Genomic DNA, 14,787 nt, shown 5'->3' on the forward strand with positions numbered 1-14,787 from the left:
AATTGGCCTGAGATGGCTCTTACAACAGACCATTAGCCTGCCTAGGATGCAGGCATTCGCCAAGGAAAATATTTATGTACACGCCTCGCGCCTTTGCCCTCGACGATTTGCCCGAACTGCAGCAACTGATCCGGCACACGCGCCTGGCGCAGTTGGTGACCTTTGGCGAGCACGGCCTGCAGGCCAGCCATTTGCCGCTGCTGCTCAACCCCGATGAAGGACCCAATGGCACCCTCTACGGCCATCTGGCCAAGGCCAATCGCCAGTGGCAAGACCTGCAGAACGGCAGCGAGGCCCTGGTGATTTTTGCCGGTGCCGAGGCCTATGTCAGCCCAGGGTTTTATCCGGCCAAGGCCGAACACGGCAAAGTGGTGCCCACCTGGAATTACCTGGCGGTCCACGCCTATGGCCAGGCCGAGGTGTTCACCGATGCCGAGCGCCTGCTCACACTGGTCAGCGCCCTGACCGACCGCCACGAAAACGGGCGCGCCCAACCGTGGAAAGTCAGCGATGCCCCGGCGGACTACATCGACGGCATGCTCAAGGCCATCGTCGGGTTCGCCCTGCCGATCCAGCGCCTGCAAGGCAAGCGCAAGCTCAGCCAGAACCGCAGCGCGGCGGATATCGCCGGCGTACGCGAAGGGCTGGCCGCAAGCTTTGACGTGCGTGACCAAACCCTCGCCCGATTCATTCCCAAGGAGCCTTCATGAGCCAGATCGACATCCGCCGGGTGCAAGCCGCCGACCACGCTGCCTGGTTGCCACTGTGGCAGGCCTACCTGCGCTTCTACGACACGCAGTTGCCGGACGCCGTCAGCACCAGCACCTGGCAACGCCTGCTCGACCGCAACGAGCCGACCCATTCGGCCCTGGCCTGGCAGGACGGCAAGGCGGTGGGTATGGTCAACTTCATCTATCACCGCTCCAACTGGAGCATCGAAAGCTCCTGTTACTTGCAAGACCTGTTCGTGGACGCCACCCAGCGCGGTGCCGGAGTTGGTCGCAAATTGATCGAATTCGTCTACACCACCGCCAAGGCCGAGGGGTGCTGCAAGGTCCACTGGTTGACCCATGAGACCAATGCCACTGCGATTGCGTTATACGAACGCATCGCCGAACGTCCCGGCTTTATCCAGTTTCGCAAAGGCCTTTAAGGAGCACAGCATGTCGACCTCACTCGCAGACTGGAAAGGCGCCCCGGCGCCCACCGCCCAACTGATCGAAGGGCGCTTTATCCGCCTGGAAAAACTCGACCCGGCCCGCCACACCGATAGCCTGTGGCAAGCCCTCCAGGGCCCCGGTGCCGACCCCAAGCTGTGGGACTATTTGCCCTACGGCCCGTTTACCGAGCGCGCCGCTTTTGATGCGTGGCTAAACAACCACGCGGCCAATAGCGATCCGTACTTTTTCAGCGTGATCGACCGCGCCAGCGGCGACGTGCAGGGCATCCTTAGCCTGATGTCGATCGTCCCGGCCCAGGGCCGCATCGAAATCGGCCACGTCACCTTCGGCGCCCCAATGCAGCGCTCACCGAAAAGCACCGAGGCCGTGTATCTGCTGGCCCGGCACGCGTTTGAGCTGGGCTACCGGCGCCTGGAATGGAAGTGCAACAACGGTAACGCCCGCTCCAAATACGCAGCCGAGCGCCTGGGGTTCAGTTTTGAAGGGGTGTTCCGCCAGCATATGGTGGTCAAGGGGCAGAACCGCGACACGGCGTGGTACTCGATCCTCGATGGAGAATGGCCGAAGGTCGGCGCCGGGTTTGAGGCCTGGCTTGGCGAGGCTAACCAGACGGCCGATGGACAGGCGAAAACCCTGACTGAATGCCGGGGCTGACGTTCAGCTCAACGGACGCCGAACCTTGACCAAGCCCATCTGCAAGCCGAACGGCCGGAACACCGCGTTCAACGACTTGAGCATCTGATTGCCCTCGCCGTGCTCGATATGCACCAGGGTGCGCAGGGAAATCCTGCACATCCTGGCGAACTGGCCCTGGTGCAGGCCGGTGACCTCCACGCGCAGCCGGCGCACGGCTTCGCCGAGCTGCAGGGTGCCTTCGGCCAGGCCCTGCTCCACACTCTCGATCAACAAGGCGCGTGTATCCAATAAAATACACATTCCTCCAGGCCACAACCCTTACGCCTTTATTCACCTGGCACTGAAGATCTCTCCCGCAAACCGCAAACGCTTACCCTGACAGTTATCCCTCCAGCGCCTCGCTAAATTTCCCGCCTCACATCTCAGAGGTTCGGACCTATGCCCTGCACATCCAAACGACTCGCCCTTGTCATCACTTTCGCGCTGAGTGCGTTGAGCATTCAACTGGCCGCTGCACGCGGGGATATGGGGTCGCCGCCCAGCGAACCTGAACCGGCCAGTCCTTTTTATTTCATTGACTACGCCACCACCGGCAATGGCCGGGCTGTGGCCCAGGTGCTGGACCGTGCGGTGGATGCGTTGCTGGAGTCGGGCGACCTGAGCGCGCGAGAAAAGTATCTGATTGCAGATGACGCCCGCTATATGGGCAACCTGGCCCCTGGAAGAATCGGCGCGGTGCTGGAGCAACTGGCTGCCAGCCAGAACGCCAACCTGGGCAGCGCCACCCAGAACAGCCTGAAGCCACTGCAGAGCAGTTTGCTGGCGGCCATGAGCGACGTGAGCGGCGATGCCAACGGTCGTGTCTGGCTACAGGGCCTGGGCAACGCCGGCAGCCTGGACGGCCAGCACGGCGGTGGCGATTTGCGACAGCGTAACCAGGGCGTGGTGCTGGGCGCAGATTGGGCCGTGGACCCCGCCTGGCGCATGGGTGTGATGGGGGCCAAGACGACCAGTGACCTGAGCGCCAAACGCTTCAAGGCCGCGCTCGACAGCTGGCACCTGGGGGCTTACGCGGTGCGCCAGGATGGGCCGCTGGCCTTGCGCCTGGGGGCGATCCACAGCAACCACGCCGGGTTGAACAAGCGCAGCGTGGATTTTGATTTCATCGACCATCGCGAACAACTCAAGGGCAAGTACACCGCGCAAAGCCAGACGGTTTTCAGCGAAATGGGCTATCGCGCGGACCACGGCAGTTTTACCGTCGAACCGTTCGCGGGCCTCGGTTATCAGCGCTACCAGCGCGAGCGCTTCAAGGAAAAAGGCGGCCTTAGCGCCCTGAATGTCGGCGAGCAGACCCAGCAGAACCTGAGCAGCACCTTCGGCCTGCGCATGACCAGCCTCTATACCCTGGACAACCAGATGCCCCTCAAACCCCATTTCAGCGCCCGCTGGAAACACCTGTATGGCGATGTCGGCAACCGCGTGCGCCAGTCCTCGGCCTGGGTGGACAGGTCGGTGTTCAACAGCGATTTCACCATCGAGGGCACTGCCCAGGACCGCAATAGCATGGCCCTGCAAGCCGGGCTGGGGCTGGGCGTATCGACCACCCAGAGCGTGGGCCTGACCTACACCGGCGATTTTTGGCGCGCGCAGCAGCAACCAGGCCGTGATGGGCCAATGGACCCTGACGTTCTGATTTCGCACGGTTTGCAGACGAAAAAAAAGGGGGCACATGCCCCCCCGAGGATTAAGCGGTAGTCTCGAAGGCTGGGGATCAGCCTTCGATTTCGATCAGGATTTCACCCGGGTTGACCCGGTCGCCCTTGGCTACGTGAACGGCGGTGACTTTGCCGGCGATGGCCGCCTGCACTTCCGTCTCCATCTTCATCGCTTCGGTGATCAGCACAGCCTGGCCGGCCTTGACCACGTCGCCTTCCTTGACCAGCACATCCACGATATTGCCCGGCATCGCCGTGCTCACATGGCCCGGCTCGCTGGCCTGCTTGCGCTTGCTGGTGCCGCCGCCGACGAATTCGTTGAGCGGTTCGAACACCACTTCTTCCGGCATGCCGTCGATGGACAGGTAGAAGTGACGCTTGCCTTCGGCCTTGACGCCAACACCGGTGATATCCACGCGGTAGCTTTCGCCGTGCACGTCGATCACGAACTCGGTCGGCACACCTTCACCGCCGGCACGGGCCACGCCGCCGGCTTCCGGGATCGGCAGCAATACTTCTGGGGCCAGGGTGCCGGCGTCGCGCTCTTCAAGGAACTTGCGGCCGATGTCCGGGAACATCGCGTAGGTCAGCACGTCTTCTTCGGACTTGGCCAACGCGCCGATTTCGCCACGCAGCTTGGTCATTTCCGGCTTGAGCAGGTCGGCTGGGCGCACGTCGATCACGTCTTCGCTGCCGATGGCCTGGCGACGCAACTTCTCGTTCACCGTGCCCGGCGCCTTGCCGTAGCCGCCTTGCAGGTACAGCTTCACTTCGTTGGTGATGGTCTTGTAGCGCTCGCCGGCCAGCACGTTGAAGAACGCCTGGGTGCCGACGATTTGCGAGGTTGGCGTGACCAGCGGCGGGAAGCCGAGGTCTTCACGTACCCGTGGGATCTCTGCCAGCACTTCGCTCATGCGGTTGAGGGCGCCCTGCTCTTTGAGCTGGTTGGCCAGGTTGGAAATCATCCCGCCCGGCACCTGGTTGACTTGCACGCGGGTGTCGACGGCGGTGAATTCACTTTCGAACTGGTGGTACTTCTTGCGCACGGCATAGAAGTACAGACCGATCTCCTGCAACAGCTCCAGGTCGAGGCCGGTGTCGAATTCGCTGCCTTTGAGGGCGGCGACCATCGACTCGGTACCCGGGTGGCTGGTGCCCCAGGCGAAGCTGGAGATGGCGGTGTCGATATGGTCGGCACCGTTTTCGATAGCCTTGAGTTGGCACATCGCGGCCAAACCGGCGGTGTCATGGGAGTGGATAAAGATCGGCAGGCTCTGCTCGGCCTTCAGCGCCTTGACCAGTTCGCCGGTGGCATACGGGGTCAGCAGGCCGGCCATGTCCTTGATCGCAATGGAGTCGCACCCCATGGACTCCAACTGCTTGGCCTGGGCCACGAACGCCTCGATGGTGTGCACCGGGCTGGTGGTGTAGGCGATGGTGCCCTGGGCGTGTTTGCCGGCCGCTTTTACCGCTTCGATGGCCACGCGCAGGTTACGCACGTCGTTCATGGCGTCGAAGATACGGAACACGTCGATGCCATTTACCGCTGCCTTTGCCACGAAGGCTTTGACCACGTCGTCGCTGTAATGGCGGTAGCCCAGCAGGTTCTGCCCACGCAGCAGCATTTGCAGGCGCGTGTTGGGCAACGCGGCGCGCAGTTTGCGCAGGCGCTCCCACGGGTCTTCTTTCAAGAAGCGTACGCAAGCGTCGAAGGTCGCGCCGCCCCAGACTTCCAGGGACCAGTAGCCGACTTTGTCGAGCTTGTCGCAGATCGGCAGCATGTCGTCGGTGCGCATGCGGGTAGCCAGCAACGATTGGTGGGCGTCGCGCAGGATGGTGTCGGTAACGAAGATCTTCTTGCTCATTGTTATATTCCTCACAGGCCTGCGTGGGCGGCGATGGCGGCGGCGATGGCCAGGGCCAGCTCTTCGGGTTTGCGCTTGATCGAGTAGTTGGTCAGCTCAGGATGGCTTTCCACAAAACTGGTGTTGAACTGGCCGCTGCGGAATTCCGGGTTGCGCAGGATTTCCTGGTAGTAGGCGGCGGTGGTCTTCACGCCTTGCAGGCGCATGTCGTCCAGGGCACGCAGGCCGCGGTCCATGGCTTCTTCCCAGGTCAACGCCCATACCACCAGTTTCAGGCACATGGAGTCGTAGAACGGTGGGATGGTGTAGCCGGTGTAGATGGCCGTGTCGGTACGCACGCCGGGGCCGCCGGGGGCGTAGTAACGGGTGATCTTGCCGAAGCTTGGGAGGAAGTTGTTCTTCGGGTCTTCGGCGTTGATACGGAACTGCAACGCAAAGCCACGGTGCTGGATATCTTCCTGTTTTACCGACAGCGGCAGGCCGGACGCGATGCGGATCTGCTCGCGAACGATATCAATGCCGGTAATTTCTTCGGTGATGGTGTGTTCCACCTGCACCCGGGTGTTCATCTCCATGAAGTACACCTCGCCCTCGGCGAGCAGGAACTCCACGGTGCCGGCGTTCTCATAGCCCACGGCCTTGGCCGCACGCACCGACAGGTCGCCGATGTAGGCACGCTGTTCGGGGGTCAGTTGGGGGCTGGGGGCGATTTCGATGAGCTTCTGGTTACGGCGCTGGATCGAGCAATCACGTTCGAACAGATGCACCACGTTGCCAAAGCTGTCGCCGAGGATCTGCGCCTCGATGTGCTTGGGATTGACGATGCATTTTTCCAGGAACACTTCCGCCGAACCAAACGCTTTGGTGGCCTCGGAGATGACGCGGGGGAAGGCTTGTTCGAGTTCTTCACGGCTGTTGCAGCGACGAATGCCGCGACCGCCACCACCGGAGGTGGCCTTGAGCATCACCGGGTAACCAATGCGGTCACCTTCGGTCAGCGCCTCGGCGATGTCGGCGACGTTGCCTTCAGTGCCCGGCGTCACCGGCACGCCGGCCTTGATCATGCTGCGGCGCGCTTCGGTCTTGTCGCCCATGCGGCGAATGACTTCGGCCGATGGACCAATGAATTTGATTCCACGTTCGGCGCAAATGTCCGCCAGTTCGGCGTTTTCCGAGAGGAAGCCGTAGCCAGGGTGCAACGCGTCGCAGCCGGTTTCCACAGCCAGGTTCACCAGCTTGCGCGGGTTCAGGTAACCGGCCAGGGGCTCGGCACCAATGCTGTGGGCCTCATCGGCGCGCTTGACGTGCAAGGCGTGCCGGTCAGCGTCGGAATACACCGCCACCGAACGAATACCCATTTCGGCACAGGCCCGCACAATGCGGACGGCAATCTCACCACGGTTGGCGATCAGGATCTTTGTTATCACTTGGAAATTCCCTTGAGCCGATTGCTGCGTTCTTCGACCTGCTAGACCAGGTCGGCGCGTGACTAAATGTTTCAGGTCAGTCGCCAGACACACACTATGCGCACTTAGGGATTAACAAAAATCAATAATTATTGGGTTGTGTATAAGTAAAGACTTATAGTTGACCCCACAGCCCCCTGCGAGCCGCTTTGAATTATGCGTAAGTCACTGATGCGTATGACATTACGTCAACTGCAGATCTTCAATGAAGTCTGCGATTTGCGCTCCTACAGCCGCGCTGCCGAGGAAATGTCCCTTACACAACCCGCCGTCAGCCTACAGATTCGCCAGCTCGAAGAGCTGGTCGGCCAGCCGTTGTTCGACTATGTGGGCAAAAAGCTCTACATGACCGAAGCCGCCGAAGCCCTGCAGCGGGCCAGCCGGGACATCTTCGGGCGCCTGGAAAACCTTGATATGCAGCTCTCGGACATGCAGGGCTCGCTGCAGGGGCAATTGAAGCTGGCGGTGGAGTCCAGTGCCAAATACTTCGTGCCGCACTTGTTCGCCGCCTTCAAGCGCCAGCATCCCGAGGTGCAGTTGCACCTCACGGTGGTCAACCGCGCCCAGGTGATCCGCCGGCTGTCGGACAACCGTGACGACCTGGTGATCATGTCCATGGTGCCGCAGGACATGGGCCTGGAATTTTTGCCCTTTCTCAACAACCCGATTGTCGCGGTGGCCCCGCCGGACCACCCACTGAACCTGCAAGGCCCATTGCGCCTGCAGGATCTGGAACCCTACACCTTGCTGCTGCGCGAGCCGGGCTCCGGGACGCGCCTGGCCTGCGAGGAGTACTTCAAGGAAAAGCGCGTGCACTTCACCCAGACGGTGGAAGTGGCCTCGGCCGAGGCACAGCGCGAGTGCGTCGTGGCGGGGTTGGGCGTGGCCCTGCTGACGCGCCACGCCCTGAACCTGGAGCTGGCCACCGGCGGGCTCAAGGAGTTGCCGGTGGAAGAGCTGCCGCTGTACCGCAGCTGGTGCCTGGTGCAGGCCAAGGCCAAGCGCCTGTCACCGGTGGCCCATGCGTTCCTGGGCTTTATCCGCAGCGAGCGGGTGCAGATCAGCGTGCTGGCTGAACGCTTCGCTGGGCAGCCGCGGGCGCCTGCCAGTGCAGCTCCGGATAGTCGCTGATGCTCTGCAGCAGTTGACGCTGGTCACAACGGTCTTCAATTGCACGACGGAACGCCATGCGGCGCTGGTCTTCCTGCTGACGACGGGTTTTGACGGTGCTGGTGCTGTCTTCGTAGTGCCGGGCCATTTCGAGTCTCCCAATGCGAGTACGGGGAGTTCAGGATGGGCGCGGGGGATGACGGTTTGGCGGCACGCGGGTTACAGGACGATGAATCTTGCCGGTGCAACACCGAGCAAAACTGTGGGAGCTGGCTTGCCTGCTCTCACAGTTGACCGAGTGCCACCTTGGGTCAGTCGTCGAGGGCTTTGACGGACTTGGGCGACAGCCGCAGGCTGCGCAAGCTGCGCTTGACGCTCTTGAGGTGGTTGACCAGGCTCGGGCCACGCGCCATGGCCACGCCCATCGCCAGCACGTCGATCACCACCAGGTGGGCAATCCGCGAGGTCAGCGGGGTGTAGATCTCGGTGTCTTCGTGCACATCAATCGCCAGGTTGACCGTGGACAGCTCCGCCAATGGCGTCTGGCTCGGGCACAAGGTGATCAGTGAGGCGCCGCTTTCACGCACCAGGTTGGCGGTGATCAGCAAGTCCTTGGAGCGGCCCGACTGGGAAATACAGATCGCCACATCGGTGGGTTTCAACGTCACCGCCGACATCGCCTGCATATGCGGGTCGCTGTAGGCCGCCGCCGTCAGCAGCAGACGGAAGAACTTGTGCTGGGCATCCGCCGCCACCGCACCCGACGCACCAAAGCCATAGAACTCCACGCGCTGGGCCTGGGACATGGCAGTCACGGCTTTTTGCAGCTCGATCGGGTCGAGCTTCTCCCGCACTTCCATCAGGGTGTGCAGGGTGGTGTCGAAAATTTTCAGGCTGTAGTCGGCGACGGAGTCGTCTTCATGAATCGCGAACTGCCCGAAGCTGGCACCGGCCGCCAGGCTCTGGGCCAGTTTCAGCTTCAAGTCCTGGAACCCCGAGCAACCGATGGCGCGGCAGAAGCGCACGATGGTCGGCTCGCTGATCCCCACGCTGTGGGCAAGGTCAGCCATGGAACTGTGCATCACGGCCGCAGGGTCAAGCAGCACGTGATCGGCAACCTTGAGTTCCGATTTGCGTAACAGGTGGCGCGACTGGGCGATATGTTGCAACAGGTTCAAAGGGCAGGACTCTTGTTATTGGCAGACGCCAGGGATGTAGCAAGCTTGTAGTTATACTACAAGAATTGCTGATTTGCCCGCTCGATGCATCACTAAATCGCCCTACTGCCCCCTGAATCAGCGGGCAAATGCGATGTAGCACCCGATGGCGCCTGGCTAGCCGTCAGGAAAATCTGCATTTTTCCGTAACAAATCCGCCAGTCCTTCGGCCTCGATCGGCCGGCTGATCAAATAGCCCTGCACCTCATCGCAGTTTTCAGCGCGCAGGAAATCCAGCTGCTGCTGATCTTCCACACCCTCGGCCACCACCTTGAGCGACAACCCATGGGCCATGGCGATGATGGCCCGGGTAATCGCCAAGTCTTCACGCCCCTGGCCCAGGCCGCGGATAAAGGTCTGGTCGATCTTCACGTAATCCACCGGGATGCGCTTGAGATAACTGAGGGACGAATAGCCGGTGCCAAAGTCGTCGATGGCCAGCTTCACCCCCAGATCGCGCAGTTGCTGGAAGGTGGCGATGATGTGCTCGACACTGTCGAGCAACTGACTTTCAGTCAGCTCCAACTCCAGGTACTGCGGGGCCAACCCGGTTTCGTCCAGCACCTGGCGTACCAGGCTGACCAACTTGCCCTGGCGCAACTGGTGCACCGACAGGTTGACCGACACGCGGATCGGCGCCAGGCCCTGGCGCTGCCATTCACAGGCCTGCCAGCAGGCCTGGCGCAATACAAACTCGCCCAATGGCACGATCAACCCGGTCTCTTCCGCCAGCCCGATAAAATCACCCGGCGGCACGCTGCCCCACTGCGGATGGTCCCAGCGCACCAGCGCCTCGGCGGCGTTCATCTTGCCGGTGGCCAGGCACAGCTTGGGTTGGTAGAACACCTTCAACTGGCGCTCATCAATGGCTTTGCGCAACTGGTTTTCCAGCTGCAAACGCTCAAGGGTGCTGGCCTGCAAGCTGTCGGTATAGAACTGGAAGTTATTGCCGCCCAGATGCTTGGCGTGTTGCATGGCCATGTTTGACTGGCTGACCAATGCGGAAATTTCCCGCGCGTTATCCGGTAACAGGCTGACACCGATTGAAGCGCTGACCACCAACTCATGCCCCTCCACCGCCACCGGCACCCGCAGTTTGGCCAAGAGTCGGGTGGCCACCCGCGCCAGGCTCGACAGGCTGCCATAGGCGTCGAACAACACCGCGAATTCGTCGCCAGACAGTCGCGCAATGGTGTCGGCTTCCGGCAAGGCATTGATCAGGCGCCTGGCCATTTTTTGCAGCAATTGGTCGGCAATTTCGTGGCCCAGGCTGTCATTGAGTAGCTTGAAGCGGTCCAGGTTGATATGCAGCAACGCCAGGCTGCGGCCGCCTTGACGCACCCGTTGATGGGCCTCACGAAGGCGCTCGCGGAACAGCGAGCGGTTGGCCAGGCCCGTCAGTTCGTCGTAATGGGTGAGGTAGCGCATGCGCTCCTCGGACTCGCGGCGGGCGGACAAATCGGCGAAGAAGCCCACGATATGACTGACATTTCCCCGAACATCGCGCACCACGCTCAATTGCAGCCATTGCGGGTACAGCTCGCCGTTCTTGCGCGCCTCTACCAGTTCACCCTGCCAACTGCCGTGGTTCAACAGGGCCTGGCGAATCACCGGGAAGTGCCGGCGAGCGTCGCGGCTGCACGGCAACTCCACGACATTGCGCCCCAGCATGTCGTCGATATCAAAGCCGGTGACACGGCTGAAGGCTTGGTTGATCGCAATCAACACGTACTCCGGGTCCAGGATCACGATGCCTTCGCTGGCCGCCTCGAACACCGTGGACGCCAGCCGTAACTGCTCTTCCACCGCCTTGCCGGCGCTGATATCGCGCCGGGTACCGAGCATGCGCGTCACGCGCCCGCTGGCGGTGCGCTCTACGGCGCGCCCGCGGTCCTCGATCCACACCCAGCGCCCGTCGCCATGGCGCACGCGGTACTCCACCTGATAGTCCTCGCTGCGCCCTTTCAAGTGCTCCACCAGCGCGTACTTGAGCAGCGGCAAGTCGTCCGGGTGCAGGCGTGGCTTGAGGTCGCGCAGCATCGCCGTGACGTATTCCGGCTCCAGGCCGAACAACTCCTTGAGTTGGGTGTGGTGGACTTCATCGGTTTGCAGGTTCCAGTCCCACAATCCCAGCTCACTGGCCTGCAACGCCATGGCCAGGCGCGCCTCGCTTTTGCTCAGGGCCAGGCTGGCGGCGTCCAATTGCTGGCCACGCTGTTCGACGCGCTGTTGCAGGCCGACCTGGGCCTCGCGCAGTTCCTGCTCGATCTGGCGGCGCTGCTCGACCTCGCGCACCAGGTCCTGATTCAACTGCTCGCTACGCTGACGCGCCTGTTGCAAGTGCTCGATCAGGGCCTGGTTCTGGAAGCGCCGCAGCAAACCGCGCTGGATCAGGCGGTTGACCTGCCATGCCACCAGGCTCAGGGATGCCAGCAGGATCAGGCCCAGGTAACTCCAACCCTGCAGTTGCGGTTCGCCGCTGCAGAATAGATAGAGGATGGTGGGCACCAGGCAGGGCAAGGCAAACGACAAAAACGCCGGCAAACTCACGGCGTAAGCCACGCTGGCCGATAAAGTGGCCGCGCCAATCAGGCCAAAGACCCAGGCCTGCTGCACGAAGCTATCCAAGGGCACCAGGGCAATGGCCGCACTCGCCAGGGTCAGGCCACTGGCCGCCGAACCGAGCATGAACATCCGCCGCCAGACCGGCTGAGCCTGTCGGCTGGGCAAGGCGCTGTCGAAGGCCGCCACCTGGATCACGCGCATCGCCACCAGGGCCAGCAACCACACCAGCCAACTGCCGACCAGCACATAACGCTGCGGGCTCCAGAGCAACCAGGCGCAGACCAGACCGTTAATCAGCATCAACAACGTGGGCAGCAACGACCCCTGGTACAACAGACGCGTGCGCTCGACCGCCATCTCCATGGCGTAATGCTTGCGGATAACCTGCTCCGGCGCGACAGAAGGGCCGGGCAAGTCAGTGCTGAGGGTCATAGGCAGTGTTCTTATAATGGTGAGCCCGAAACGTCGACGGAGCATACACAAGCAGACGGGCAGACCAAACTGCTCTGGATCATAAAAATCCGCGAATAAACCCCCGCAAACCATTGGCCCAGAGGGGCTGAACAAGACAGGGCGCGGGCTGCAGAGGATGACTTACCAGTCATCACCGTGGCTGGAATATTTACCGATTGAACAGCGCCGGCGGTTTTTTTGTAGCGACCACCCGGCAATGGGATTTGCCCCCCTTCCCCCGGCACCCTAGAATGCGCCGATGCGCGATGATCTCTCCCTTTTGCTGAACTCCCTCAACGATGCCCAACGCCAGGCCGTAGCAGCCCCCGTTGGCCGTCAGTTGGTCCTGGCCGGTGCTGGCTCCGGTAAAACCCGCGTGCTGGTGCACCGTATCGCCTGGTTGATCCAGGTCGAGAACGCATCCCCGCATTCGATCCTGTCGGTGACCTTCACCAACAAGGCCGCTGCCGAGATGCGCCACCGCATTGAGCAGTTGATGGGCATCAGCCCGGCCGGGATGTGGGTCGGCACCTTCCACGGCCTGGCGCACCGCCTGTTGCGGGCCCACTGGCAGGAGGCAGGCCTGGCCCAGACCTTCCAGATTCTCGACAGCGATGACCAGCAACGCCTGGTCAAGCGGGTAATCCGCGAGTTGGGCCTGGATGAACAACGCTGGCCGGTCCGCCAGGCCCAGTGGTTTATCAACGGCCAGAAAGACGAAGGCCTGCGCCCGCAACATATCCAGGCCAGTGGCGACCTGTTCCTGGCCACCATGCGCAGCATTTATGAAGCCTATGAAGTGGCCTGCCAGCGTGCCGGCGTCATCGACTTCTCCGAACTGCTACTGCGCGCCCTCGACCTGTGGCGCGACAACCCCGGTTTGCTCGCGCACTACCAGAAGCGCTTCCGGCACATCCTGGTGGACGAGTTCCAGGACACCAACGCCGTGCAGTACGCCTGGTTGCGCCTGCTGGCCAAGGGCGGCGACAGCCTGATGGTGGTGGGCGACGACGACCAGTCGATCTACGGCTGGCGCGGCGCGAAAATCGAGAACATCTACCAGTACTCCGACGACTTCCCCGACGCCGAGACTATTCGCCTGGAGCAGAACTATCGCTCCACCGCCGGGATCCTCAAGGCCGCCAACGCCTTGATCGCCAATAACACCGGGCGCCTGGGCAAGGAGTTGTGGACCGATGGCGGCGAAGGCGAGGCGATCAACCTCTACGCCGCCTTCAACGAGCACGACGAAGCGCGCTATGTGGTCGAAACCATTGAAAGCGCCCTGAAAACCGGGCTGGCCCGCAGCGATATCGCTATTTTGTACCGTTCCAACGCCCAATCGCGGGTGTTGGAAGAAGCCTTGCTGCGCGAGCGCATCCCGTATCGCATCTATGGCGGCCAACGCTTCTTCGAGCGTGCGGAAATCAAGAACGCCATGGCCTACCTGCGTTTGCTGGAAGGCCGCGGCAACGATGCAGCGCTGGAGCGGGTGATCAACGTACCGGCACGGGGCATCGGCGAGAAAACCGTCGAGGCGATCCGCGAGCATGCGCGTCACAGCGATGTGTCGATGTGGGAGGCCATGCGCCTGCTGATCGCCAATAAAGGCCTGACCGGCCGCGCTGCCGGGGCTTTGGGTGGGTTTGTCGAGTTGATCGACAGCCTCGCCGTCAAGTGCCTGGAAATGCCGCTGCACCTGATGACCCAGACCGTGATCGAACAGTCCGGCCTGATCGCTTATCACGAAGCGGAAAAAGGCGAGAAAGGCCAGGCCCGGGTAGAAAACCTTGAGGAACTGGTCAGCGCCGCCCGGGCGTTCGAGAACAGTGAGGAAGATGCCGACCTGTCGCCATTGGCGGCGTTCCTCGGCCATGCCTCCCTGGAAGCGGGCGATACCCAGGCCGACGAGCACGAAGACAGCGTGCAGTTGATGACCCTGCACAGTGCCAAGGGCCTGGAATTCCCCTACGTGTTCCTGGTGGGCATGGAAGAAGGCCTGTTCCCGCACAAGATGAGCCTGGAAGAGCCCGGCCGCCTTGAGGAAGAACGCCGCCTGGCCTACGTGGGTATCACCCGGGCGATGCAGAACCTGGTGATGACCTACGCCGAGACACGGCGCCTGTATGGCAGCGAAACCTACAACAAGGTCTCGCGCTTCGTACGGGAAGTGCCGAAAGGGCTGATTCAGGAAGTGCGCTTGTCCAATAGCGTCAGCCGGCCGTTTGGCGGCGGCCAGCAGCAGAACTCCAGCAGCATGTTTGCCGGTTCGGAAATTCCCGAGACCCCGTTCAGCCTTGGCCAGCAGGTCAGGCATGCGATCTTTGGCGAAGGGGTGATCCTCAACTTCGAAGGCGCCGGGGCCCAGGCCCGAGTGCAGGTGAACTTCGCCGAAGGCAGCAAGTGGCTAATGATGGGTTACGCCAAGCTCGAAGCGGTCTGACTGAGCGTTCCCACGCTCTGCGTGGGAGCGCCCGGACGCTCTGCCTGGGTGTAATGGGTCGCCTTGCCCTTGTTTTTCACACGTACGGGCCAATATCTGTAATTAGTCCTACAGACCATTCCGAATAGGTCTT

At 61.9% G+C, this 14,787-nt stretch carries 12 protein-coding genes; 6 read left to right on the forward strand and 6 right to left on the reverse strand.

Annotation, left to right across the window (positions count from 1 at the left end; translation table 11 throughout):
* The first annotated feature begins 74 nt into the window (after window positions 1-74).
* The 3 genes from PSH80_RS26855 to PSH80_RS26865 are packed head-to-tail and all read left to right on the forward strand — an operon-like array spanning window position 75 to window position 1,835.
* The gene (locus PSH80_RS26855) at window positions 75-710 is read left to right on the forward strand and encodes an FMN-binding negative transcriptional regulator (protein WP_186625686.1); all 636 of its coding nucleotides are present in this window, start codon (window positions 75-77) and stop codon (window positions 708-710) included.
* A complete protein-coding gene (locus PSH80_RS26860) occupies window positions 707-1,153 on the forward strand; it encodes a GNAT family N-acetyltransferase (protein ID WP_186625689.1) in 447 nt (148 codons plus the stop codon). The genes PSH80_RS26855 and PSH80_RS26860 overlap by 4 nt, the downstream gene beginning before the upstream one ends.
* Window positions 1,154-1,163: 10 nt before the next feature.
* Window positions 1,164-1,835, forward strand: a complete 672-nt coding sequence (locus PSH80_RS26865) for a GNAT family N-acetyltransferase (RefSeq protein WP_057961202.1) — start codon at window positions 1,164-1,166, stop codon at window positions 1,833-1,835.
* A gap of 3 nt (window positions 1,836-1,838) precedes the next feature.
* Here PSH80_RS26865 and PSH80_RS26870 read toward each other — a convergent pair whose 3' ends face one another.
* Window positions 1,839-2,117 carry a helix-turn-helix transcriptional regulator gene (locus tag PSH80_RS26870; RefSeq protein WP_169989921.1) on the reverse strand — a complete coding sequence of 93 codons (279 nt, stop codon included), beginning with the start codon at window positions 2,115-2,117 and terminating at the stop codon, window positions 1,839-1,841.
* A gap of 138 nt (window positions 2,118-2,255) precedes the next feature.
* Here PSH80_RS26870 and PSH80_RS26875 point away from each other — a divergent pair, with 138 nt between their 5' ends.
* Window positions 2,256-3,575, forward strand: a complete 1,320-nt coding sequence (locus PSH80_RS26875) for an autotransporter domain-containing protein (protein ID WP_370693711.1) — start codon at window positions 2,256-2,258, stop codon at window positions 3,573-3,575.
* A 16-nt stretch (window positions 3,576-3,591) separates the two neighbouring features.
* Here PSH80_RS26875 and oadA read toward each other — a convergent pair whose 3' ends face one another.
* Together oadA and PSH80_RS26885 are read right to left on the reverse strand one after the other, a co-directional pair.
* The gene (gene oadA / locus PSH80_RS26880; RefSeq protein WP_115129316.1) at window positions 3,592-5,400 is read right to left on the reverse strand and encodes a sodium-extruding oxaloacetate decarboxylase subunit alpha; all 1,809 of its coding nucleotides are present in this window, start codon (window positions 5,398-5,400) and stop codon (window positions 3,592-3,594) included.
* An 11-nt stretch (window positions 5,401-5,411) separates the two neighbouring features.
* Complete coding sequence (locus PSH80_RS26885; protein ID WP_029290035.1) at window positions 5,412-6,827, reverse strand: acetyl-CoA carboxylase biotin carboxylase subunit; 1,416 nt, start codon at window positions 6,825-6,827, stop codon at window positions 5,412-5,414.
* 195 nt (window positions 6,828-7,022) lie between these two features.
* Between PSH80_RS26885 and PSH80_RS26890 the strand changes: the two genes are divergently transcribed.
* Complete coding sequence (locus tag PSH80_RS26890) at window positions 7,023-7,997, forward strand: LysR family transcriptional regulator (protein WP_057961206.1); 975 nt, start codon at window positions 7,023-7,025, stop codon at window positions 7,995-7,997.
* On the opposite strand, the gene PSH80_RS26895 is transcribed toward PSH80_RS26890, so the two are convergent.
* The 3 genes from PSH80_RS26895 to PSH80_RS26905 form a co-directional block, all read right to left on the reverse strand.
* Window positions 7,927-8,124, reverse strand: a complete 198-nt coding sequence (locus tag PSH80_RS26895; RefSeq protein ID WP_057444237.1) for a PA3496 family putative envelope integrity protein — start codon at window positions 8,122-8,124, stop codon at window positions 7,927-7,929. The genes PSH80_RS26890 and PSH80_RS26895 overlap by 71 nt on opposite strands.
* 163 nt (window positions 8,125-8,287) lie before the next feature.
* Window positions 8,288-9,154 carry a transcriptional regulator HexR gene (hexR, locus tag PSH80_RS26900; RefSeq protein WP_029290040.1) on the reverse strand — a complete coding sequence of 289 codons (867 nt, stop codon included), beginning with the start codon at window positions 9,152-9,154 and terminating at the stop codon, window positions 8,288-8,290.
* Window positions 9,155-9,310: 156 nt separating this feature from the next.
* Complete coding sequence (locus tag PSH80_RS26905) at window positions 9,311-12,190, reverse strand: GGDEF domain-containing phosphodiesterase (protein ID WP_057961207.1); 2,880 nt, start codon at window positions 12,188-12,190, stop codon at window positions 9,311-9,313.
* Between the two features lie 280 nt (window positions 12,191-12,470).
* Here PSH80_RS26905 and uvrD point away from each other — a divergent pair, with 280 nt between their 5' ends.
* A complete protein-coding gene (uvrD, locus tag PSH80_RS26910) occupies window positions 12,471-14,654 on the forward strand; it encodes a DNA helicase II (protein ID WP_305418690.1) in 2,184 nt (727 codons plus the stop codon).
* Window positions 14,655-14,787 lie beyond the last annotated feature (133 nt).

The organism is Pseudomonas sp. FP818 (assembly GCF_030687335.1).
Classification (GTDB): Bacteria; Pseudomonadota; Gammaproteobacteria; order Pseudomonadales; family Pseudomonadaceae; genus Aquipseudomonas; species Aquipseudomonas shahriarae.